Source organism: Anabaena sp. FACHB-1237, from assembly GCF_014696225.1.
Taxonomy (GTDB): Bacteria; Cyanobacteriota; Cyanobacteriia; order Cyanobacteriales; family Nostocaceae; genus FACHB-1237.
The window spans coordinates 76073-100221 of record NZ_JACJPV010000014.1; the positions used below are offsets into that span (position 1 = coordinate 76073).

A 24149-nucleotide genomic window follows, 5' to 3' on the forward strand; every position below is an offset into this window, starting at 1 on the left:
TTGTTTGGGTGGTTATTAGAGTGAACTTCAGAAATTTAATATTACATGAAAAAGCTAATTGAGGTTTTATATTATGCGAGTTAAGCAGCTAAAAATGCAATCTTTTCGCGGAATTGGTGATTTAATAATAGATTTTGATGAAAAAGAACCAACCGTATTTATTGGGATTAATGGAGTAGGTAAATCAAGTATTCTTGATTGTTTAGCCATTTTATTATCGCGCTTTTCTAGTGCGATTCAACACTCGATAGCTTCAGGAAGATTGTTTACAGAAGAAGACATAAAAAATGACAAACATGAAACTCATAATGAGATAATAACTGATTGTGAATCCCAGAAATTTACTTGGTCTTTGACTAAGGTTAAAAAAGGACGTATTAAAGATACAAGTACCAATCTATCTGAAATAAACAAGATTGCTGAAAATATTAAACATCAATTATCCTCATCCGAAGAATATAATCTCCCTGTTATCCTTTATTACTCAACTAATCGTGCAGTTCTTGATATTCCATTAAAGATAAGAAAACAACATTCATTTACACAAATAGATACTTATGAAAATGCGCTTACTGGTCAAGGCAGTGAGTTTAGAATTTTCTTTGAATGGTTTAGAAAACAAGAAGATTTAGAACATGAATTACGTCTAGAAAATAATCTTAATTATCGAGATAAAGAATTAGAAGCAGTAAGACAAGCAATATCTTCCTTAATTCCGAATTTTACTAAATTGCGTGTACGTCGTTCTCCTTTAAGAATGACATTACAAAAAGATGGTGAAGAATTAATAGTTAATCAATTATCTGATGGTGAAAAATGTTTGTTAGCAATGGTGGGAGATTTAGCAAGAAGATTAGCTATTGCAAACCCTGGTTTAGAAAATCCTCTACATGGATATGGAGTAGTTTTAATTGATGAAATTGAACTACATTTACATCCAAAATGGCAAAGAGAAATTATTCCAGCTTTAACTAGAACTTTTCCCCATTGTCAATTTATAGTTACTACCCATTCTCCACAAGTGATCAGTCAAGTTAAACCCCAAGGAATTTACATTTTAGAAAAAACAAATGATGGTATAATTGCCAAACGTCCTCAAAGTTCCTATGGTAGAGATAGTAATCAAATATTAGAGGATTTAATGGATGTTCCCGAACGTCCACAGGAAATTAAAGATCGCTTCCTAAAGTTGTTTAGATTAATCGATGATGGTAATATTCCTGAAGCTCGTAAATTAAAACAAAGTCTTGAACAAGATATTGGATATAATGATCCAGATTTTGCAAGTGCAGATGTTCTAGTTAGAAGAAGGGAGATTTTGGGTAGATGAAGTATATTAAAAAGAATTTAGAACCATTGAGTTTTTCTGAGTGGAAAGCTCAAGAAAATGATGATTGGAAACCCACTTGGGAAAACTTTCAGAAACCTGAAAAAAGTGATGTACATAAGGAATTACTAAAAGAACAAGGTTATATATGTTGCTACTGTGGAGTTCGTATTACAATAGAAGTTAGTCATATTGAACATTTTCAACCGCGTAAACACTACCAAAATCTAAAACTAGAATACTCTAATTTTTTAGCTTCTTGTCCGGGAGAAGGTGACGAACCAGACTGGAGAAATCCCCAAAAAATACCTCCAGAACAAAAACACTGTGGACCGAAGAAAGATAATTGGTATGATCCTAATTTGACAGTTTCTCCGTTATCAGAAAACTGTGCTGAATATTTTAGATATACGGGTGATGGAGAAATTTTACCCAGCAATAATCCTACAATGATAGATGCTGGAAGGGAAACAATTAATAAGTTGGGACTTAATCAATATATATTAAAAAAATCAAGAAGTAAAGAAATTAAAAAATTACTACCACTAATTGATGGATGTTCTCAGGAAGAAATTGAATTACTAATTCAAGGTTATCAAGAATTTGATTCCAATGAACAATTAACACCATTTTGTGCTGCAATTATTTATATTCTTAAAACTTACTTTAATAACACAGATCAAAACATAAAATGATGAAGTAACGGAGGTAATAAAATTATGGATATAATAAAATTATGGATAAACTAAATTACTATTGCCAATGTTTGCGATATTTTATCCCACATTCCGCACCCTGGGGTGTCACATGGTATTATTTTACTTAGTTGGCGTGGATATAGTCTACCAAATCCTTAAATTTCAGATTCAGAAAACAAAGATTCAAGATTACGATATCTATTAACAACCCGGATAATTTCTACATCATCTTTTATCAACCGATAGAAAATAATATAAGGATTTACAGATATTCCTCGCAATTCTGGTGATAATTCAGCATAACTACGCCCCATGTTAAGAAATTATGCTAACACTTGACATTTTTGTTCAATGTAATTTCGCTTGAATTAACTGTTCCTGTTCCGGTTGAAGGCTAATATTCATAGTCATAAATACCAAAATTGATAAATTTAATAACTTGAGGATTGAGCATTAATCATTGTAACCTATTATTAATTGTTATTATAACCAAAGCAATAATAAAAAAGCAGAAAAAAACAACTATGACACAACAACCCATACAAGTAATTGGCGGCGGACTTGCAGGTACAGAAGCAGCATGGCAAATAGCCCAGGCCGGAGTACCCGTAATTCTTCACGAGATGCGCCCTAAACGCTTCAGCCCAGCCCATCATACTGAAAATTTGGCTGAATTGGTCTGTAGTAACTCCTTCGGGGCTATGGCGAGCGATCGCGCAGCCGGACTATTACACGAAGAACTCCGCCAACTCGGTTCTATAATCATCTCTAAAGCCGATGAACACGCAGTACCCGCCGGAGGTGCTTTAGCCGTGGATAGAGGAAAATTTGGGGAAGACTTAACCTGCACTTTAGCAAATCATCCCTTAATTGATTTTCGTCGTGGAGAAGTCCATAATATTCCTCAAGGTATCGTTGTTTTAGCTTCTGGACCATTAACAAGTCCTGAGTTATCGGCAGATTTACAACGTTTTACAGGCTTAGAATATCTTAACTTTTTTGATGCTGCTAGTCCAATTATTTTAGGAGATTCTATTAATAAAGATATTGCTTTTATGGCTTCTCGTTATGACAAAGGTGAAGCAGCTTATCTCAATTGTCCCATGAATAAAGAGCAATATTTACAATTTTATGCAGCACTTTGTCAAGCTGAACAAACAGAATTAAAAGACTTTGAAAAGGAAACCGCGAAATTTTTTGAAGCCTGTTTACCAATAGAAGAAATGGCGCGACGGGGAGAAGATACCATGAGATATGGACCTTTAAAACCTGTGGGTTTATCTGATCCGCGCACGGGAGATCGTAACTATGCAGTGGTACAATTACGTCAAGAAGATAAAGCTGGCCAACTTTGGAACATGGTAGGTTTTCAAACTAATTTACGTTGGGGAGAACAAAAACGAGTTTTTCAAATGATACCAGGTTTGGAAAAAGCGGAATTTGTCAGATTAGGAGTAATGCACCGCAATACATTTTTAAATGCACCCCAATTAATGTTACCAACTTTGCAATTTAAACAACGGGAAAATTTACTCGCTGCGGGACAATTAATAGGAACAGAAGGTTATACTGCGGCTTCTGCGGGAGGTTGGTTAGCGGGAACAAATGCAGCACGCATAGCTTTAGGAAAAACACCTTTAATATTACCAAATACCACAATGATGGGGGCGTTATTTGAGTTTATTAGTTCAGCAGAACCTAAACATTTTCAACCAATGGCACCTAATTTTGGGATTGTTCCCGATTTAGGTGTGAGAATTAAGAGTAAACCGGAAAAATATGGTAGATACCGCGATCGCTCTTTAACGGATTTAGAAACTTGGAAACAAACCGCATATATACGGCTTGCTGAAAAAGTCGAGAACAAACTTGATGAAAATTGAGTAAGTTGAGTAAGTAGTCAGCCAGGAGAAAAGATATAGCTATTCCCATTCAATTGAGGTACAAGCAGTAATAATAGATACATATAAACCCAGCCAAGGTTGTAATTCATTAGACTAGAAAACGCTATAAAAGTTTTTTAGCTTACTTCTGCTATGAGACTGGGAATAAGTTCCCAGTCGGGCTATGGGTTTTACCATAAGCTAACACCAATGAGGAATGTTAAACCCCTACTGACTACTCACTGCTGACAACTAATTGCCAAAAAAGTAATAATAAAGCTAAAATTGACTTGATTTTTGGCGTTGCTGAACTCAGGTATGAAATTGAGAAATTCAAAATTTGAAACTTTGCGTCTAACGCCAGTGCTTCCCTTAGCTGATGCACGACTACTTATCATACCCCAATTCAGCAACCCCTGATTTTTATATTTGTTTCTGCTTTTCTCTGTGATCTGGATTTTGTTACTGAAGATTTTTGTAACTTCTGCAACTAAATATGTTAATAACTAAAGTTGTATATTTAACAAAATTCCCACATCATTAATGTATCATTAAACACTGCTACTTCTTTATTTTACCTGGTTAAACTATATGCGTCGCAAACAAGACCCAAATCATAGCATTATCAATCTAGCATTATCTCTAGTCATAGCTACTAGTCCAATAGTAGTAAATCTGTTATTTAACCTTCCTAGTTACGCAGAACTGGAAAACACGGAAAATACTAAGTCTAATTTTACCGTGCCAAAAACAATGGCACAAGGTACAGTAATTAATATAGATGGTTCTCTAAACTTTGCAATAGTTAACCAAAACTTAAAAGAGAACTTTGAAAAAATGTTTTCAGGATCTCAGGTAAAAATTGGTATAAATGGCAACGAAGATGCAGTAAAATCTGTGATTAATGGTACAGTAGATTTAGCAGCATTAGGCAGAAAATTAACACCAGAAGAACAAGCACAGGGTTTAGAACAGTTGTTTGTGCGTCGGGAAAAAATCGCTATTATAGTCGCTGCAAAAAATCCCTTTAATGGGAAATTAACTACAGAACAGTTTGCTAAAATATTCCGAGGAGAAATTACAAATTGGTCAGAATTAGGGGGAATAAATAAACCTCTTAGATTTATAGATAGACCATCAAATAGTGATACTCGCAACTCTTTTCAGGAATATGATATCTTCAAAAAAAGCGAATTTAAAACTGGTGCTAATACGACTCAAATTACTGATGATAGCACAGTCGAAATAGTTAAACAATTAGGTGATGATGGTATTAGTTATGTATTAGTTAATCAAATAGATAAATTACCAGATGTCAAAAGTATCAAAATTCAAGATTTTACACCAGAACAAGAAGATTATCCCTTTTCCCAGAGTTTTGTTTATGTTTACCAGAAAAATCCTCAACCTAAAATAGCAGGTTTTTTGCGTTTTGTTGCCAGCAAAGCAGGACAAGAAGCTATAGCAGCAGGTAGACAAGCAGAAAGTTTAGCGATCGCCACTAGTACTTTACAAAATACTAACACAACCTCAAACACAAATACCACCACAAGTAATGATACACCACCAGTAGTTGAACAACAACCCTTCAATCAACCATTAACTACACCTGGCATACTACAAAAAGAAAACGCTAAATTAGTGTTTTTGCTACTGATGATTTTAGTTCCTGGACTGGGAAGTTTAACATATTTATGGTTAACAAAAAAGAAAAAAGCTGCTACAGAAGCTAAAAGTGAAACACCAGCGATAGAAAACATAACTAGTCTGGAATCAAATTCCGAATTAGAACTTAATCTGACTGATAATCATACCAATATTAATGACACAAATCATCAAGATAACACCAAAATTACCGTTGATATTTTAGAGGAAAAAATATCATTTAATCAAAACCACAATAATAGTAATATAGCACTAATTGATCCGGCAACTACTCTATCTGATCATCAGCCTGTTGTAGAGGAAAATACCTCAGAGCTATGGGATATAGAAGCACCAGTTGTCGTAGTTAATAATCATTATTCCCAATTTACTAATATAGGAAAAAATGGTGATCACCTCAATATTTCTCAAGATGAATTAATCACTCCAGAAACATCTTCCCAACCAGAAAATAAACAAGAGTATAAAGAAGAACAAAGAGTTAATAATCTTGCAGAATTACTGAATATTAAACCCATAGTAGTTAACCAAAATGGACATCTTTCCTTCTCACAATTATTGGGAATTAAACCAACATCAGCATCCGACTGTCCTCAACCCCTAAATACAGCATTCAAGAACATCGTTGAACCACCAATAACTACAGAAAATACAGAAATTATAGATTTACCAATTAATGTAAATCCAACAGATGTAAATAATGATGCTAGTAATGATTTTAGTACATTAGTACAAACAGAAACTATCCTCAGCACAGAACAGCCAAAAAGTCAACCAGAAAATCAAATTCAGACAGACTTTACAGATGTGACAGAGTTTAATTTTAGTAGTAATAGTAAAATCATTTTCACACCACGCACTCCCAAATGGGCTTATGTATCATGGTACATAGACAAAGATCATCAACAAGCATTATTGAATAAGGGAATTAAAAACCTAGCTATTCGACTGTATGATGTGACTGATTTAGATTTGAGTTATCAAAAAGCTCCGTTAGTGCAACAATATAATTGTGAAGATGCGGTTTATAACTGTTATGTATTCATTCCCCAAGGCGAAAAAGACTATGTAACAGAACTAGGTTATGTAGTAAATAATAAAGATTGGTTATGTTTAGCGCGTTCTGGAATAGTGCGTTTTTTTAATCGTCCTGATACAGATTTTTGGTTATTTGTGGATACAGAACTAGTTATACATGGCGCTACTGAAAAAGGTGCAAATGTGACTGTAGATGGACAGGAAGTAATACTGAATGATGATGGTACATTTAAGTTAACAGTACCTTTCGTAGATAATCTAGTAGACTATCAGATCACTGCCACTACAGTCACAGGAGATAAAAGTAAAAGGATCCAGAAGAAGTTTTTACAAGAACAGAAGGAAAGTTAGGAGTTAGGAGTTCCAGGAGTTACCGGATGAGAATAAACAATTTTCTCCCGGCTCCCGGCTCCCGGCTCGCTGTCACCTGCTATAACATGCTGTTTTCATTTCTTCTAAAAACTCCTCCTCTTCAGGAGTAGATACCCGCCCTAATATCTCATTTCTATGGGGAAACCGCCCAAAACGAGCAATTATTTCTTTATCCTTAAATGCGGCCTCTATAGCTTGACTACTTTCAGGATCATGACTCAATTGTTGAAATAATTTGACACACTTACGCTGATGTGCTAGATTTTCACTGTGTTTAAAAGGTATATACAGAAACCAACGTTGTACGGTAATTAACTGACGATCAAAACCTTTAGAAATCGCTTCTTGGGCTATAGATAATGCTTCCCAGTCTGTAGCAAAGGCTTGAGGTGTACCACGAAACATATACCGAGGAAATTGATCCAGTAATAAAATTAAAGCTAGACAGCTATGTGGTTGATTTCTCCAATGGTCTAAAAATCCTCCCGCAGCTTTTTCGTAGTATTCTAGAAATAAAGTATTAACTTTATCATCAAAATCTGGTTTTTGATCAAACCAATATAATTGAGGTTTACCATAGTCTGGCTGATCAGGTGAACCAAACCAAAAATGTAAAATAGCGGTGGACTGAGGCATTTCTATTACTGAATGATTACAAAGCATTTGAGGTATTGTATGGAGTATTACTTATTATGTAAAGTACCTTTTAAGTATTTATACTATTTATCATAAGATACTTGGATAACATGAAAGTAATATTTACAACTTATACTAGCTCAATCAAGATGTGTGATAAGCTCTGGAAAAAATCTAATTGGATAATTATTAAATAATTAATTATCTAATTGGCAAAGTCTTTGGTGTGGAACGTACCGCACTTTGGTAGACTTAGAGACTGAAACCAACTATACAATAAGAGCAACCTAACTAGGTTAGAGGGTAGAATCTGTGGAAAATACTATTGGTTTAGAGATCATTGAAGTTGTAGAACAAGCGGCGATCGCTTCTGCAAAATGGATGGGTAAAGGCGAAAAAAATATTGCTGACCAAGTAGCAGTAGAAGCTATGCGCGAACGTATGAATAAGATTTATATGCGTGGACGCATTGTTATTGGTGAAGGTGAACGCGATGACGCACCCATGCTATACATTGGTGAAGAAGTGGGTATCTGTGCTAGTGGAAACGCTGAAATATCCTGCCATCCAGATGAATTAATAGAAATTGATATCGCGGTTGACCCCTGTGAAGGTACAAACCTGGTGGCCTATGGACAACCTGGTTCTATGGCTGTTTTAGCAATTTCTGAAAAAGGTGGTTTATTTGCGGCTCCTGACTTCTATATGAAGAAATTAGCTGCTCCTCCAGCTGCTAAGGGTAAAGTAGATATTAACAAGTCAGCTACAGAAAACCTGAAAATTTTGGCTGAGTGTTTAGATCGCTCTATTGATGAATTAGTAATTATTGTCATGAAGCGTGAGCGCCACAATGATTTAATTAAAGAAATTCGTGAAGCTGGCGCGAGAGTACAATTAATTTCTGATGGTGATGTGGGCGCTGCTTTATCCTGCGGTTTTGCTGGTACTAATGTTCATGCACTGATGGGTATTGGCGCTGCTCCCGAAGGTGTAATTTCTGCTGCGGCTATGCGGGCTTTAGGTGGTCACTTCCAAGGACAACTTATTTATGATCCAGCGATCGTGAAAACTGGTTTAATTGGTGAAAGTAAAGAAGCTAATATTGAGCGTCTGAATTCTATGGGTATCACTGACATAGATAAGGTGTATGATGCTCATGAACTGGCATCAGGGGAAACAGTTCTTTTTGCAGCTTGTGGTATTACTAGTGGTAACTTAATACAAGGTGTACGTTTCTTCCATGGTGGTTGCAGAACTCAAAGTTTGGTTATTTCTAGCCAGTCTCAAACCGCTCGTTTCGTGGATACTATCCACATGAAAGATCAACCCAAGGTTGTACAACTTCACTAAGAATACGACTTAAGCAAGTGTCACACTAAAAAATCTGTTGAGTGGGTGCGTCAGATATGAACAATTTGGTTATTTACATGATTTATACTGTCTGACGTGGTTGGTGAGCTTGTCGAACCACACCCTCCCAATGTGCCAGTTGCGTAAGTCCTGAAGAATTGATAGTTGACAATTGATAATTGTCAATTGTCAATTGTCAATTGTCAATTGTGATCTATGATCCATTACCAATTAATTTAAGAAATGAATATTGCAGTGGTGGGGTTAAGCCACAAAACAGCCCCCGTTGAAGTTAGAGAAAAGCTCAGTATTCCAGAACCCCAAACCGAAAGTGCGATCGCTCACCTCATGAACTATCCTCACATTCATGAAGTTGCAGTTCTCAGTACTTGTAACCGTCTGGAAATTTATATCGTTAGCAATGAAACTACTCAGGGTATTCACGAAGTTACTCAGTTTCTTTCAGAACATAGTAAACTACCCGTGATCTCTCTTCGTCAACACCTGTTTATTTTATTACATCATGATGCTATTAACCATATCATGCGTGTAGCTGCTGGATTAGATAGTTTAGTACTGGGTGAAGGACAAATTCTTGCCCAAGTGAAAAATACCCACAGACTAGGACAACAATTTAATGGTATTAAAACCATTTTAAACCGTCTATTTAAACAAGCATTAACCACTGGTAAACGAGTCCGCACAGAAACTAGTATTGGTACTGGTGCAGTGTCTATTAGTTCTGCTGCGGTAGAATTAGCACAGATAAAAGTAGAAAATCTTGCACCATATCGCATCACTATTATTGGTGCAGGTAAAATGTCTCGTTTATTAGTACAACATCTCATTTCTAAGGGTGCAAGCCAGATTAATATTGTTAACCGTTCTCGTGGTAGTGCGGAAGAATTAGCTAAACTCTTTCCAGATCAACCTTTACAGATTTATCTAGTTCCTGAAATGATGAAAGTAGTGGCTAATAGCGATATTGTCTTTACCAGTACATCCGCCACTGAACCTATTCTAGATCGCCATAATTTAGAACCAATATTACCTCCTCATCATCAATTAATGTTATTTGATATTTCTGTTCCCCGCAACGTGGATGCAAATGTCAATGAATTAGCTAATGTTCACGCTTTTAATGTTGATGACTTAAAAGCCGTAGTTGCCCAAAATTACGAAAGTCGTCGTAAAATGGCACAAGAGGCTGAAAAAATCTTAGACGAAGAGGTGGAGTCTTTTGACGTTTGGTGGCGTTCTTTAGAAACAGTTTCTACCATTAGTTCGCTGCGGAATAAAATTGAAACCATCAGGGAACAAGAACTAGAAAAAGCTCTATCTCGCTTAGGTTCAGAATTTGGCGAAAAACATCAAGAAATTATTGAGGCTTTAACTAGAGGAATTGTGAATAAAATATTACATGATCCTATGGTACAATTACGCTCTCAACAGGATGTGGAAGCTAGAAGACGATGTATGCACACATTGGAAATGTTGTTTAATTTGCATGGGGAGAAACAGGTTATTTAATATGTAGTTTGGGTTGTGCTTTTATGCTTAACCCAACCTAGTATTTGAGCGGTATCTTAAATTAATTAGGGCTTGCTGAGTAAAGTCAAAAGCCAGATAAATAAACAGTTTGAGAGTTAGAAAAGGGAAAAAAGTGCAAGTAAAAAGAAACGGTAAAATAAGTAAAAACCCGTGCAAAAAGGCACAGAAAGATGTATAGAAAAGAGAAACAACAAGACACACCAGTAAAAGGTTATATATTTTTAATTTTTAGTTCATATAAGTTTGACTTTTTCAGCAAGCCCTATATTAGAACTTAGGCAAGATTTGAGTAAAACCCTGTTTTTTGTGTGGGGGTAATTCATGAATTACTCCTACTTTCGTTGTGTTTTGTATACAACAGGCAAGATGCCTGTCCTACTATATATTAATCAGAAATAGCTCCTTGCATTTTGTCAAAAGCATCAATTAATGTTTTCAATTGCTGTTCAGCTTTCAACACTCCTAAACCTCTGACAGTGACTTTTCCTGGAGAATATACAAACCGAGATTTTAAATTACTGGGCAACTTTTCCGCTAATAAATTCCATGCAGGTTCAGCCATTGGTGTTTCTAATACTATATGCTGTTTATTCTCTGGTTTAATCCTACTAAATCCTATATTTTTGGCTAGTAGCTTTAATTCCATCACCTTTAATAATTGATTAGCAGCAGTAGGTATATTACCATAGCGATCGCTCCATTCTCCTACTATTAATTTTAATTCTACTTTTGATTTTGCCGTGGCCACTGCACGATAAGCACTCATCTTTTGATCTATATCTGTAATATAATCCGATGGAATAAATGCTGTTAAATTTAAATCAATTTGGGTATCATCAACTTGGGGTATTTCTTGTCCTCTAATTTCCTTAATTGCTGATTCTAACATCTCCATATACAAATCAAATCCTATCACATCCATTTGTCCAGATTGTTCCGCACCTAATAAATTTCCCACTCCTCTAATTTCCATATCTCGCATTGCTAATTGATATCCTGAACCCAGTTGTGTAAATTCTTGAATTGCCCTTAATCTTTGTCTAGCTGCATCAGATAATATGCTTTGTTTAGGATAAAATAACCAAGCGTGTGCTTGTATTCCTGCTCTTCCTACTCGTCCTCGTAATTGATATAATTGTGATAATCCAAACTTGTGGGCATCTTCTATTAAAATAGTATTCACTCGCGGAATATCTAAACCAGATTCAATAATTGTAGTACAAACTAAAATATCTGCATCATGATTACTGAAAGTTAGCATGGTTGATTCTAACTCATTTTCTGCCATTTGTCCATGAGCGATCGCAAATCTTGCCCCTGGGATCATCTGTCTTAAATTAGTAGTTATTTCTTCAATTCCTTCCACTCTGGGAACTACATAAAAAACCTGTCCTCCCCGATCTAATTCTTGTCTAATAGCACTTCTGACAATTTCCGGTTTTAATGGTGCAAGATGGGTTTGTATTGGTCTTCTTGTAGGAGGAGGAGTGGTAATTAAACTCATTTCTCTAATACCAGATAAGGACATATATAAGGTTCTGGGAATAGGAGTAGCAGATAAAGTTAACACATCTACTTGAGTTTTTAAACTCTTAATTTTCTCCTTTTGGTTCACTCCAAATCTCTGTTCTTCATCAATTACTAATAGTCCTAAATCTTTAAATTGTACAGTTTTCCCTAATAATTGATGTGTTCCCACCACTATATCCAATTCTCCCGTTTCTAAACGTTTTTGAATCGCACGTTTTTCTTCAGAACTGCGAAAACGATTTAATAAACCCACATTAATGGGATAAGGTGCAAAACGCTCTTTAATTGTGTGATAATGTTGTTGCGTTAAAATTGTAGTTGGGGCTAAAAGTGCCACTTGCTTTCCTGCAGTAACAGCCTTAAAAATTGCCCTAATTGCCACTTCTGTTTTGCCAAAACCCACATCTCCACATACTAACCTATCCATCGGTCTGGAACTTTCCATATCTCGTTTTACATCTTGTACTGCTTTCAATTGATCAGTAGTAGGTTGATAGGGAAAAGAATCTTCCATTTCCTGTTGCCAAGGCATATCTTCAGGATAAGAAAACCCTTCCTGTTGATTTCTTGCTGCATATAATTTTAACAAATCTACAGCTAATTTTTTAATAGATTTCTGGACTTTATTTTTAGTATTTTCCCAGGCTTTACCAGACATTTTATGTAACTCTGGAGGTTTATCTGCACTAGTTCTAAACCTAGATAAAGAACTGAGTCTATCTACGGCAACTCTTAATAAACCATCGGCATATTGTACTACTAAATAATCACGGGTTTCTTCATTAATTGTCAAACTTTCTAATTTGATAAATTTACCAATACCATGACTACGATGAACTACAAAATCTCCTGGACGTAATTTATTGGGATCTACTTGTTTAGAAACTGCTTGACGACGTTTACGGACATAACCAAAATTAGCTAAGGAATGTTGTCCATAAAATTCTTTATCTGTGATGACAACTAAGCGAAAAGACGGTAAAATGAAACCTTCTAATTCGGCTAAACCGGAATATTTTAAAGCTACAGGAGTACGATTTATTTGTAATTTATCAATGGCTTGATAATCTTTAGGATTGGGGATAAACTGGGCAGGACAATCATGTTCTTGTAATAATGACACAGATCGCGAAGGTTGAGCAGAAACTAACCATACTGAAAATTTCCTTTCTCTTTCTTGGCGAATATTTTCTGCTAATTTGGCAAATTGATGGGGAGTTACAGGAACTGGCCGACTTCCTAAATTTATTCCCTTATTTTCTTCAGCAATTTCCGAAAGATACAGTTTTTCAAAATTATTAGTTTTTTCTAAACATTGATCTAAAGAATGATGAATTTTTGGTAAATTTATTGATAATTGTTGATCTACTAATTGCCATTGTTCTGCGGCATTTTCTACCCAGCGATCGCCATGGGCTTGACATTGTTCTATTTCATCAATAGCAATAATAGTATTATGGGGTAAATAGTCTAAAATACAGGCAGGTTTATCAAATGCTACACCTAAAAATCTCCGACTTCCTTCTATTCCTGAATTTTCTAAATTTTCAGCATCTGTATTTAATTCTTGACTCAATATTTCCAGATAATTCTTATCTTTTAAAGCTGCCAAAACTATGGGAGAAAAACTTGTAGGAGTTAATATAATTTGATTAACTTTATCTAATGCTGAACGTTGCGTACTCGGATCAAATTCTCTAATTTGCGTAATCTCATCTCCAAACCATTCTAAACGCACTGGCAACTCAGAAGATACAGGAAATATATCCACTATATCCCCTCTTCTACTCCATTGGGCTTCTGTTTCTACTAAGGATACACGCTCATAACCTAGACTAGTTACTTTGTGACTAAATTCTTCTAAATCACATACCATCCCCTTAGTTAAAGTTAAACAAAAAGATTGGAATATTTTCTGGGGAGGGAGATGGGGTTGTAAGGCCGTTACAGTGGCCACAATAGCCATTTTAGGCTGATCAACTTGACCATTGACTAAATCAGCCAAAACTTGCATTTGACCCCAGCTTAACTCATTTTCTGGGTCAAAGGGTTGATAAGGTGCGGCTTCTGAAGTAGGGTAAAAATAGACATTTTTCCAACCCATAGCCTCCATTTGGGCATAAACGCGACCAGCTTCCTCCAGAGTAGCACAGATCACACATAAATCTCGATCCTCGGAGTTAGCTAAAGCAGAAGCAATTAAACCTTTAGGTAGTCGGGAAATACCAGTTAAAGTTAACTCCTGATATTTATGGAGTTTAGTAATTAATTCTGAATTCAAAGGCGATCGCATTAAAGCGCGAACAATGGCAGAAAAAGGCATAATAATGAAAAAAGATCCAAAAGCTACAATATGTCAGGAAAAAGTCACAGGAAAGAAAAGTTTTGATAGCGTATTTATTCGCAATCACCAATCACCTGTACATTAGATATTAAATATTAAGCCAAGTTTGCTCTTGATAGCGGCAATTATCGAAAATGTCTTCCATCACGTTTGAAATTTTCATCATCCTCTTGCTAATTTTTGCCAACGGTGTATTTTCTATGTCCGAGATGGCAATAGTTTCGGCACGAAAAACACGACTGCAACAGTTAGCTAATCAGGGTAACATCAATGCTAGGGCTGCATTAAAATTAGCAGATTCTCCTAATCATTTCTTGTCCATTGTGCAAGTAGGGATTACCCTAATTAATATTCTCAATGGTGTCTTTGGGGGTGCTACCATAGCCCAAAGATTAGAAGAATATGTCAAACTTATACCAGCATTAGCTAATTATAGTCAACCCATATCTTTTGGAGTAGTGGTTTTAGTCATTACCTATCTTTCTTTGATAGTTGGTGAACTTGTACCCAAACGTTTAGCATTAAACAATCCTGAACAAATAGCATCTAATGTAGCTATACCTATGGGAACTTTAGCCAGATTAGCTTTACCCATTGTATATCTTTTGAGTGCTTCTACAGAAGGAGTAATGAGAATTTTAGGAATAGAAGCATCGGAAGAACCACAAGTGACAGAGGAGGAAATTAAAATACTAATAGAACAAGGTACAGAAGCGGGGACATTTGAAGAAGCAGAACAGGATATGGTAGAAAGAGTCTTTAGATTAGGCGATCGCCCAGTTAGTTCTTTGATGACACCCAGACCTGATATAGTCTGGTTAGACTTGGAAGACTCTCCAGAAGAAAATCGCCAAAAAATGGCCAATAATGTTTATTCTCGTTATCCCGTATGTCAAGAAGGATTAGATAATGTTTTAGGGATTATTCCCGTCACTGATTTACTAGTTAGAAGTTTAGCAAATGAACCCTTTGATTTAACATTGGGATTAAGACAACCAGTATTTGTACCAGAAAGCACCAAAGGTTTAAAAGTTTTAGAGCTATTTAAACAAAATGTTACTCATACTGCCTTAGTAGTAGATGAATATGGAGTAATTCAGGGATTAGTCACTCTCAATGATATCATGAGTGAAATAGTTGGAGATGTTCCCGCCGGACCTGGACAAGAAGAACCACAAGCTATACAGCGAGAAGATGGTTCTTGGTTAGTGGATGGGATGTTACCGGTAGAAGAGTTTTTGGAATTATTTAATATTGAAGAATTGCACAATGAACAAAAAGGAAATTATCAAACTTTAGGAGGTTTAGTCATTACCCATTTAGGACGTATTCCTACCGCAGCAGACCATTTTGAATGGGAAGGGATGCGAATTGAAGTTATGGATATGGATGGACATCGCGTAGATAAAGTTTTAGTTGTACCTAAGGCAATAAATAATTAACAATGGATAATTGATAATAACTTAAAATCTGTCATTGTAGGTTGGGTTTCGCTTTCGCTTAACCCAATACATTGTAAATTAGCTAAGGTTTGCTGAAAAATTCTTTCGTTAAGCTTCATACACCCTGCACCCTACTTAGTTGCCTATCTATCCTCAGGACTTGCTGTAGACTTCACCTAACAACACTTCTTGGGATGCTCCCGTGGCTGCGGGTAAGTTACCAGGTAGGGAGATAGTCCGCCAATATGCTAGGATAGCAAAAGCGATCGCTTCTTTAAATGCCGCACTCAAGCCCACCGTATCAGTGTTAGCAACTGACACTCCTCCTAATAATAACTCTAAGCGATTTCTTAAGTAAATATTTCGACTACCCCCACCACATAACAAGACTTTTTCTGGCATTTTTGGTAAGAAGTTCTGGTAACTATGGACAATACTAGCGGCTGTAAGTTCTGTCATAGTTGCCAAAAAATCTGCTTGAGAAAGATTATACACTTCCGCATCTTGTAAACAATCCTGTAAATAATTTACACCAAATAGTTCACGTCCTGTAGATTTAGGTGGTGGTAAATGAAAATAGTCTTGATTAAGCCATTTTTCCACTAAGCTATAACAGGGTGTACCACTGGCAGCCCAATTACCATTTTCATCATATTTTTTAGTACCATTAGTAAAATACTGTACCGTCAAATCTAAAAGACTATTACCAGGACCTGTATCCCAGCCGCGAATTTTACTTAACCAGTCATCACCACGAGGAGGAATAAAAGTAACATTACCAATACCACCAATATTTTGAATACATCTACTTTCCTGAGCGTGACTGAGTAAAAAAGCGTCAACTCTAGGCACAAGAGGTGCTCCATGACCACCTACCGCAATATCGCCAACTCGGAAATTACTGACAGTGGTAATACCAGTGATATGGGCAATTAAAGCACCACGTCCTAATTGTAGACTATAACCTATTGCTTGATGATCTGTACCTAGTTCACGATCGCCTATAGGACGATGATATACAGTTTGTCCATGGGAACCAATTAAAGATACAGGAGGATCACCAGGGGAAATATATTGTTGAATATGTTTTGCTGCGGTAGCAAAAGAGACAGCGATCGCATCATCTATGGTAGCTAATTCTGCCATAGAAATACTAGCACCAGCACAGATAGACAAAATACGCTCTTGTAATTTTGCTGGATAGGGATAGGTTTCTCCAGCTATTAATTTAACTTGAAGGTTCACATCTTGACCAGAAATTTCCACTAAAGCAGTATCTATTCCATCTACAGAAGTACCACTCATTAAGCCAATAACGCGAGTTGGTTGCATAGAAATAATTGATAATTGATAATTGATAATTGATAATTGATAATAAAGTGTAGGGTGCGTCAGATATCAAAAATTTGTTTATTTACATTACTTATGCTATCTGAGGCACCTTACTAATGTGCTGACTCCTTATATTAAGATTTAGTAGTAGCAATAATATGTATATCTACATTTTTTAATAATCTCACTAACTTTTGAGTTAAAGAACCCTTAAAAAGAATTTGCCAACGAGAACGTTGACTTTCACCAATAACTATTTGTGTAATGCGATATTTAGCCGCAATTTCCGCAATTCCTTGGGCAATATTACTATTATTAATTCTAATAAAAGTCCCCATAAATTCCTGACATAATTTTTCACAATTATGTAAATGTAAACTTTCCTCTTTATTTAAAAACCGATCCGTATCTGCCACAAAAAGAACATACAAAGGAGCACTCATATAACTAGCTAACCTTGCACCTCGGCGTAAAAGTTGTACAGAATTAGGATAAGTAGAAACACAAACTAAAACCCGTTCATGAATACTACATAAGAGATCATTAGGAGTAGTAGCAAAGGCTTCATCTTCCACATTATCAGCAACTTCTCTTAAAGCCAACTCTCGTAAAGCAATTAAATTACGACGTTGAAAGAAATTCTTTAAAGACTGTTGAATTTTTTCTGGTGCGTAAATTTTTCCCTCTAATAACCTTTCTTGTAAAGTTTCTGGAGTGACATCAATGACTACCACTTCATCAGCAGCTTCTAAAATGCGATCGGGTACTCTTTCTCTAACTACTATTCCTGTAATTCTAGCCACCACATCATTTAAACTTTCCAAATGTTGAACATTCATTGTCGAAAAAACATCAATACCTGCTGATAAAATTACTTCCACATCTTCATAACGTTTTTCTCTGGCAGAACCGGGGACATTAGTATGTGCCAATTCATCAATTAAAACCAAATGAGGAGTAGAAATAATATCATCAGAACCTAGACAACGGCCAATAATCGCATCTGTATCCATTTCTGGTAAAATTAAATCTCCTCGTTTAATTTGTAGAGGAGGAATAATTTCTAAACCTTCAGCTTTTTCGGATGTTTCCTTGCGGTCATGAGTTTCCAATAAACCAATAAAAACATCTAAACCTTCTTGTTTTAAAGCATGGCCTTCTTCTAGCATTTTGTAGGTTTTACCCACACCAGGAGCCATACCAATAAATATTTTATGCTTTCCTCTTTTATTATTCATTCCTCGTTAGTAATTTATAATTAAATATCAATTGTCAATTATCAATTATTAGCACGACGGTTAATATCTTGTAAATCTAAAGCATAATTTAAGCGGAGAATATTTACACCTGGTTCACCGAAAATGCCTAAAAACCTGCCATCAGTATATTGTTTAATTAAGGGGATAACATCGTCTTCTTTAATACCTCTTGCTTGTAGGACTCTTGGTAATTGTTCTCTAATCGCTTTTAAAGAAATATGCGGATCCAACCCAGAACCAGAAGCATAAATTAACTCAGCTAAAGGTTTTTTATTATCTTCCTTTAGCTTTTCAAAATCTTCTTTAACACGATTAATAAGTTGCAAATTACCAGGAGCAAGATTAGTAGCTCCAGATATACCATAAGGTTGAGCTTTTTGTCCTTGACTATATTTTACAGCGCTAGGGCGGCTCTGAAAATAACGTTCTGTGGTAAAACCTTGGCCTATTAAAGTAGAACCAATAGGTTGATCATTAATATTTAACATAATGCTACCATTAGCTGTAATTGGAAATATTGATTGAGCAATGCCCAATATTAACAGAGGATAAAGGATACCTGTTAATAACCAAAAAACTAAAGTTAGTCTAATTGCTTTAATAAATTCTTTCATAGGAGTCGGGAGTTGGGAATTGGTAGTGCGAAAGTCATCTAAAGATGACTGAATAACCAGGAGGTTTTTTTACAGCGCATTCCATCTACATGAGGTACACTATGAACACAGCAAGATGCATGTGTTACAAGGGTTTTATCATTAACATCTGTACCTCATAATAACGCAAACTGCTGTAAGTTTTTTAGTTTACTAAAGCAAACTTTGGTTATTAGCTGTGGAAATTTATTTCCAGGGGGTTTATCAGCTAAACAAATAGGCATTTTTTGCGTTCAATTATTAATGTTTGTAGCCTTAAAAACGTTCTGGCGTAAAAATTACTGTCAATAAGTAAACTACTAACATTAAAGCAGTAAAAACTAATAAACCCACAGCCCAGCGTGAAACACTATCTAAATTGTTAGTAGTATTACCATAAATTAACGGAAAAATCGAGACTTTGAAAACCATAATTTATGTTATGGGTAATTGGTAATGGTGTAATTAATCCTAGTACATTGGTAAGGTGCGTCATAGTGCATAAATTTAATTTGGTAAATAAACATACTCTTGGTATTTGACGCACCCTACAACTGATATTTTTTTATGGTATTGCTGAACTCAGGTATGAAATTGAGAAATTCAAAATTTGAAACTTTGCGTCTAACGCAAAGTGCTTTGCTGATGCGCGAAACAAAATTCATACCGTCATTATGGAATGATTTTTTTATTAAATCAATTTTCCTAGAAATACAGCACATTCCATCTACATGAGGTCCACTAGGAACACAGCAAGATGCCCGTGTTACAAGGGTTTTATTATTAATATCTGTACCTCATAATAACGGAAACTGCCGTAAGTTAGGATAAGCGCACTACAAAAGTAATCATCATATCTATGATTCTAATGGCAATAAATGGAGATATTATACCTCCTACACCATACATTAAAATGTTCCTTTGTAGTAGTTGATTAGCATTCATCGGCCGAAATTTCACCCCTTTTAATGCTAAAGGAATTAAAGCCGGAATAATTAAAGCATTGTAAATTAATGCCGAAATTATAGCAGAGTTAGGACTAGTTAAACCCATAATATTCAAACTTCCTAAATTAGCAGAAGTGAATAAAATCGGTAGTATGGCAAAATATTTAGCGATATCATTGGCAATGGAAAATGTTGTTAATGCTCCACGAGTAATTAACAGTTGTTTACCAATACCAATCAGATCAATTAATTTAGTGGGATCAGAATCTAAATCTACCATATTAGCCGCTTCTTTGGCCGCCTGTGTCCCTGTATTCATGGCTACACCTACATTAGCTTGGGCTAAGGCGGGAGCGTCATTAGTACCATCTCCTGTCATGGCGACAATTTTACCCTGTGCCTGTTCCCTTTTAATCACACTAATTTTATCTTCTGGTGTGGCTTCGGCGATAAATTCATCTACTCCTGCTTCTGTGGCAATTACTGAAGCTGTAATATGATTATCACCTGTGAGCATGATGGTGTGTACTCCTATGCGTCTTAGTTGGTCAAAACGCTCACGGATACCTGGTTTAACAATATCTTTCAGATAAATTACACCATAGATTTCATTATCTAAACATACGGCTAAAGGTGTACCACCAAGTCGAGAAACATTTTGATATGCTTCATCTAGTTGTGGACTGTCTTTACCATTACGAGAAAGTACAAAACCTTTAATAGCCCCTACTGAACCTTTTCGCACTTCTCGCCCTCCAGGGAGGTTAGTTCCACTCATGCGGGTTTTGGCAGAAAATTCTACGGCTTGGGTTTGTTTTTTGTCTAGGTCAAAATCTGCCCCCAGTTGTTCTGCTAATCTAGCTATAGATTTACCTTCTGGTGTGTCGTCAAAAATACTGGCTGCTAAGGCTACATTGGCAATTTCTATCATGGAGTGTCCGTTAATGGGAATAAATTCCTCGGCTAAACGGTTTCCCAGGGTGATTGTGCCAGTTTTGTCTAAAATGAGGGTATTAACATCTCCACAGGCTTCTACGGCTCTTCCAGAGGTGGCTATGACGTTAAATTGAGCTACTCTATCCATACCAGCGATCGCTATTGTACTTAATAAAGCGCCGATGGTGGTGGGAATGAGGGCGACTAACAGGGCGATGAGTATGGAAACGCTGACGGGGCTATTGATGTAGTAAGCTAGGGCGGGAAGGGTAGCCACGACAAAGAGGAAGATTAAACTCAGAACTGCTAATAATACGGTTAAGGCGATTTCGTTAGGTGTTTTAGTACGTTCTGCACCTTCTACTAAGGCAATCATACGATCAATAAAGCCTTTACCTGGATCTGCGGTAATTCTAATAATTAATTCATCGGAAATAATGCGTGTACCACCTGTTACGGAACTGGATACATCTGATACTGATTCTTTTAAAACTGGTGCAGATTCGCCTGTAATAGCTGATTCATCAACGGAGGCAATACCCATAATGACTTCTCCATCGGCGGGAATGATATCACCTGCAATTACATGGATATTATCACCACGTTTAAGGCTAGAGGCGGGAACTTCTGTGGTTGTACCGTTGGAGGTGATAATTTTGGCTGTGGTGGCTGTTTGGGTAGAACGTAAACTGTTAGCTTTGGCTTTTCCTCTACCTTCGGCTATTGCTTCGGCTAGGTTACTGAAGAAAACGGTGAAAAATAAGATTAATGTGAGGAAACCGTTGAAAATTTGCGGGTTTTTCTGGGTGACAGTTCCAAATAATTCCGGATCAATGGTAAGGATAAAGGTAATTATTGTCCCTAGCCAAACTATAAACATGACGGGGTTTTTTACCGCATATTTAGGATTAAACTTGATGAAAGCATCAGCGATCGCTCGAATATAAAGACTTTGATTTCTTAATATAGTTTTCTTTCGTTTACGACGACTATAGCGAGGAGGATAACTTTTTGTATTTGTGGCAGTTGCGGTTGAGTCTATCATATTAATAGGGTGCGAGGTGCGGAGTGGGGGAGTTGGGAGTTGGGAGTCACGAGAATTACATTTTATCCAATCACCAATTACCAATTACTAGTTATCAATTGTCAATTGTCAATTACCAATTACCCTCCCAGTTTAAAACTTTCAGCAATAGGACCTAAAGCCAGAACAGGGAAAAATGTTAATACTCCTAAAATAATAGTGATTCCGGCGGTAATAGTGGTAAATACCAAGGTGTCGGTTTTCAAGGTTCCTCTATTTTCTGGACTGACTAATTTTTTTGACATACTATCAGCTAGAAGGATAATACACATTATGGGTATATATCGTCCTAGTAATATGCTCAAACTAGTGGTTAAATTCCACCATAATGTATGATCGTTTAATCCTTCTAAACCGGATCCGTTGTTAGCTGCGGCAGATGCGTATTCATACACAACTTGAGATATACCATGAAAACCGGGGTTACTAATTCCTGAAAGACTGATGGGATAAGCTAAAGTTAAAGCTGTGGGTATTAAAACCATCATGGGATGGATAAGCAAGATGACACTGGCTAAAACTATTTCTCTTTTTTCAATTTTACGGCCAAATATTTCGGGAGTTCTACCTACCATTAAACCAGTGATAAAAATGGTGAGAATAAGATAAATAAAGAGATATGCTGTACCTGTTCCTTGTCCTCCCCAAATTATTTGCAAAAATAGGCCAAATAGACTGGTAAATATACTTTGGGGCATGAGAGAATCTTGTGAGCCATTAACTGCACCTGTCATGGTTGATGTGGTAGTAACAGACCATAATACGGTTTCAGCCCAACCAAATCTTAATTCTTTTCCTTCTAAATTGGGTATTTGTAGTTCTAGGATGTTATTGACTAAGGGGTTTCCTTGTAGTTCAGCTATAGATGTAATGCTAATCAGCGTTACAAAAATGATCAACACCATACTAAATAGTAACCATGTTTGTTTGCGATTGTTAATAAATATGCCGTAGGTATGAATTAAGGATGTGGGTATGGCTAACATAGCAATAATTTCTAGCAGGTTTGATGCTGGGTTGGGGTTTTCATAAGGATGGGCGGAATTGGCTGTAAAAAATCCACCTCCGTTTTCTCCCAATACTTTGATCATTTCCCAGGATGCTACTGGTCCTCTGGCTAGATATTGACTTCTTCCTTCTAGAGTTTCTACTAGTAATGTTCCTTGTAGGGTTTGGGGTACGCCTAATATTACAAGAGCGATCGCTCCAATTATGGATATAGGTAATAATATTCTGGTGATACTGCGAGTAAAGTCTACATAAAAGTTGCCTAGTTTTCGACCACTTAAACCGCGAATAAATGCTATTCCTACTACTAAACCTGTAGCAGCAGATGTAAACATTAAAAATCCTAATGCTGTGGTTTGACTAAAGTAACTAAAGGTATTTTCTGGGTTGTAATGTTGTTGATCTGTATTGGTTAAAAATGAGATGGTTGTGTGTAATACTAAGTCCCAGTTGTTACTACTTAATCTGTTTGGATTCCAGGGTAAGGATGTCTGGTAATAAAGTATGCTATAAACTGTTATACCCATGACCAGATTTGTAGATAATAAAGCCCTGAGATATTGCCCTCCTGTCATTTCAGTATGTTTACCTACACCAATTAGGGCATAAATAATCTTTTCTACAGGGTTGAGAATAGGATCAAGAATTGTGTTTTCTTGTAGAAAGATGTTAGCTATGTATTTTCCTAGTCTTGGAGCGATAATTATAACAATACATAGTGTTAGTATAATTTCTATAAAACCAAATCCCATATATTTTCTGACTCTTGCTTTTAAATTAATTTATTGTAGTTGATGATTGCTAATTGGCAAATTTTCTTTATCTGCTAGATCAATGATAGTTTTATTAAATGCGGATTAACGCGAATTGAGGAAGATTGTTTATGTTTATGTGTAGTAAGTTTTATTTTATTGCTTTTAAGAATCATTTAATTTGATTGAAAATGCCTATTTATTAAGGGAAATGTCTATAAATTTATTTGCGATGTAACCCACATTCCGCACCCTCAACTGTCACAGATCAAAAAAGCCATTGAAGTAGTACATAATAACTAAAGGTCACTCAAAAATTAAGAGGCTTAATGAGAATAAATAGCATTAAAAATGAGAGGAAAC

General features: G+C 36.1%; 17 protein-coding genes. 7 read left to right on the forward strand and 10 right to left on the reverse strand.

The annotated features are described in order from the left end of the window. Positions 1-73 precede the first annotated feature (73 nt). Together H6F32_RS09670 and H6F32_RS09675 are read left to right on the forward strand one after the other, a co-directional pair. On the forward strand, positions 74-1330 hold the full coding sequence (locus tag H6F32_RS09670; protein ID WP_190369117.1) for an AAA family ATPase: 1257 nt from the start codon (positions 74-76) through the stop codon (positions 1328-1330). Then, on the forward strand, positions 1327-2022 hold the full coding sequence (locus H6F32_RS09675; protein ID WP_190369118.1) for a retron system putative HNH endonuclease: 696 nt from the start codon (positions 1327-1329) through the stop codon (positions 2020-2022). The genes H6F32_RS09670 and H6F32_RS09675 overlap by 4 nt, the downstream gene beginning before the upstream one ends. Before the next feature lie 158 nt (positions 2023-2180). Here H6F32_RS09675 and H6F32_RS09680 read toward each other — a convergent pair whose 3' ends face one another. Continuing rightward, positions 2181-2339, reverse strand: a complete 159-nt coding sequence (locus H6F32_RS09680) for a type II toxin-antitoxin system RelE/ParE family toxin (protein WP_190369119.1) — start codon at positions 2337-2339, stop codon at positions 2181-2183. Positions 2340-2549: 210 nt separating this feature from the next. Between H6F32_RS09680 and trmFO the strand changes: the two genes are divergently transcribed. Both trmFO and H6F32_RS09690 read left to right on the forward strand, forming a co-directional pair. After that, on the forward strand, positions 2550-3908 hold the full coding sequence (gene trmFO / locus H6F32_RS09685; protein ID WP_190369120.1) for an FADH(2)-oxidizing methylenetetrahydrofolate--tRNA-(uracil(54)-C(5))-methyltransferase TrmFO: 1359 nt from the start codon (positions 2550-2552) through the stop codon (positions 3906-3908). Positions 3909-4499: 591 nt separating this feature from the next. Continuing rightward, the gene (locus tag H6F32_RS09690) at positions 4500-6962 is read left to right on the forward strand and encodes a substrate-binding domain-containing protein (protein WP_190369121.1); all 2463 of its coding nucleotides are present in this window, start codon (positions 4500-4502) and stop codon (positions 6960-6962) included. Between the two features lie 72 nt (positions 6963-7034). Here the strand turns inward: H6F32_RS09690 and H6F32_RS09695 are convergent, their stop codons facing one another. Continuing rightward, on the reverse strand, positions 7035-7619 hold the full coding sequence (locus tag H6F32_RS09695) for a DUF924 family protein (RefSeq protein ID WP_190369122.1): 585 nt from the start codon (positions 7617-7619) through the stop codon (positions 7035-7037). Between the two features lie 312 nt (positions 7620-7931). Here H6F32_RS09695 and glpX point away from each other — a divergent pair, with 312 nt between their 5' ends. Beyond that, positions 7932-8969 carry a class II fructose-bisphosphatase gene (glpX, locus tag H6F32_RS09700; protein ID WP_190369123.1) on the forward strand — a complete coding sequence of 346 codons (1038 nt, stop codon included), beginning with the start codon at positions 7932-7934 and terminating at the stop codon, positions 8967-8969. A gap of 243 nt (positions 8970-9212) precedes the next feature. Continuing rightward, positions 9213-10499 (forward strand): glutamyl-tRNA reductase, encoded by a 1287-nt coding sequence (locus H6F32_RS09705; protein WP_190369124.1) that lies wholly within the window; start codon positions 9213-9215, stop codon positions 10497-10499. Between the two features lie 406 nt (positions 10500-10905). Here H6F32_RS09705 and mfd read toward each other — a convergent pair whose 3' ends face one another. Beyond that, the gene (mfd, locus tag H6F32_RS09710; protein ID WP_190369125.1) at positions 10906-14373 is read right to left on the reverse strand and encodes a transcription-repair coupling factor; all 3468 of its coding nucleotides are present in this window, start codon (positions 14371-14373) and stop codon (positions 10906-10908) included. Positions 14374-14528: 155 nt separating this feature from the next. Between mfd and H6F32_RS09715 the strand changes: the two genes are divergently transcribed. Then, a complete protein-coding gene (locus tag H6F32_RS09715) occupies positions 14529-15836 on the forward strand; it encodes a hemolysin family protein (RefSeq protein WP_190369126.1) in 1308 nt (435 codons plus the stop codon). On the opposite strand, the gene H6F32_RS20915 is transcribed toward H6F32_RS09715, so the two are convergent. The 7 genes from H6F32_RS20915 to kdpA all read right to left on the reverse strand — a co-directional run bounded on the left by H6F32_RS20915 (position 15833) and on the right by kdpA (position 23786). Beyond that, a complete protein-coding gene (locus H6F32_RS20915; RefSeq protein WP_277875062.1) occupies positions 15833-15955 on the reverse strand; it encodes a hypothetical protein in 123 nt (40 codons plus the stop codon). The two genes, H6F32_RS09715 and H6F32_RS20915, sit on opposite strands and share 4 nt — an antisense overlap. A gap of 34 nt (positions 15956-15989) precedes the next feature. After that, the gene (locus H6F32_RS09720; RefSeq protein ID WP_190369127.1) at positions 15990-17168 is read right to left on the reverse strand and encodes an anhydro-N-acetylmuramic acid kinase; all 1179 of its coding nucleotides are present in this window, start codon (positions 17166-17168) and stop codon (positions 15990-15992) included. Positions 17169-17302: 134 nt separating this feature from the next. Next, entirely contained in the window at positions 17303-18406 is a 1104-nt protein-coding gene (locus H6F32_RS09725) for a universal stress protein (protein WP_190369128.1), read from the reverse strand. Positions 18407-18447: 41 nt separating this feature from the next. Continuing rightward, complete coding sequence (gene kdpC / locus H6F32_RS09730; RefSeq protein ID WP_190369129.1) at positions 18448-19041, reverse strand: K(+)-transporting ATPase subunit C; 594 nt, start codon at positions 19039-19041, stop codon at positions 18448-18450. Positions 19042-19335: 294 nt separating this feature from the next. Beyond that, a complete protein-coding gene (locus H6F32_RS09735) occupies positions 19336-19491 on the reverse strand; it encodes a potassium-transporting ATPase subunit F (protein WP_190369130.1) in 156 nt (51 codons plus the stop codon). Between the two features lie 390 nt (positions 19492-19881). Further along, positions 19882-21987 carry a potassium-transporting ATPase subunit KdpB gene (gene kdpB, locus H6F32_RS09740; RefSeq protein WP_190369131.1) on the reverse strand — a complete coding sequence of 702 codons (2106 nt, stop codon included), beginning with the start codon at positions 21985-21987 and terminating at the stop codon, positions 19882-19884. A gap of 119 nt (positions 21988-22106) precedes the next feature. Then, positions 22107-23786 carry a potassium-transporting ATPase subunit KdpA gene (gene kdpA, locus H6F32_RS09745; RefSeq protein WP_190369132.1) on the reverse strand — a complete coding sequence of 560 codons (1680 nt, stop codon included), beginning with the start codon at positions 23784-23786 and terminating at the stop codon, positions 22107-22109. Positions 23787-24149: the final 363 nt, after the last annotated feature.

Bases quoted from the DNA above. Each gene is read 5' to 3' on its own strand.
- H6F32_RS09690 (WP_190369121.1), top strand. From the start codon at position 4,500: ATGCGTCGCAAACAAGACCCAAATCATAGCATTATCAATCTAGCATTA.
- kdpA (WP_190369132.1), bottom strand. From the start codon at position 23,786: ATGGGATTTGGTTTTATAGAAATTATACTAACACTATGTATTGTTATA.
- H6F32_RS09680 (WP_190369119.1), bottom strand. From the start codon at position 2,339: ATGGGGCGTAGTTATGCTGAATTATCACCAGAATTGCGAGGAATATCT.
- mfd (WP_190369125.1), bottom strand. From the start codon at position 14,373: ATGCCTTTTTCTGCCATTGTTCGCGCTTTAATGCGATCGCCTTTGAAT.
- H6F32_RS09715 (WP_190369126.1), top strand. From the start codon at position 14,529: ATGTCTTCCATCACGTTTGAAATTTTCATCATCCTCTTGCTAATTTTT.
- kdpB (WP_190369131.1), bottom strand. From the start codon at position 21,987: ATGATAGACTCAACCGCAACTGCCACAAATACAAAAAGTTATCCTCCT.
- kdpC (WP_190369129.1), bottom strand. From the start codon at position 19,041: ATGAAAGAATTTATTAAAGCAATTAGACTAACTTTAGTTTTTTGGTTA.
- H6F32_RS09695 (WP_190369122.1), bottom strand. From the start codon at position 7,619: ATGCCTCAGTCCACCGCTATTTTACATTTTTGGTTTGGTTCACCTGAT.
- H6F32_RS20915 (WP_277875062.1), bottom strand. From the start codon at position 15,955: ATGAAGCTTAACGAAAGAATTTTTCAGCAAACCTTAGCTAATTTACAA.
- H6F32_RS09670 (WP_190369117.1), top strand. From the start codon at position 74: ATGCGAGTTAAGCAGCTAAAAATGCAATCTTTTCGCGGAATTGGTGAT.
- trmFO (WP_190369120.1), top strand. From the start codon at position 2,550: ATGACACAACAACCCATACAAGTAATTGGCGGCGGACTTGCAGGTACA.
- H6F32_RS09735 (WP_190369130.1), bottom strand. From the start codon at position 19,491: ATGGTTTTCAAAGTCTCGATTTTTCCGTTAATTTATGGTAATACTACT.
- H6F32_RS09720 (WP_190369127.1), bottom strand. From the start codon at position 17,168: ATGCAACCAACTCGCGTTATTGGCTTAATGAGTGGTACTTCTGTAGAT.
- H6F32_RS09705 (WP_190369124.1), top strand. From the start codon at position 9,213: ATGAATATTGCAGTGGTGGGGTTAAGCCACAAAACAGCCCCCGTTGAA.
- H6F32_RS09675 (WP_190369118.1), top strand. From the start codon at position 1,327: ATGAAGTATATTAAAAAGAATTTAGAACCATTGAGTTTTTCTGAGTGG.
- H6F32_RS09725 (WP_190369128.1), bottom strand. From the start codon at position 18,406: ATGAATAATAAAAGAGGAAAGCATAAAATATTTATTGGTATGGCTCCT.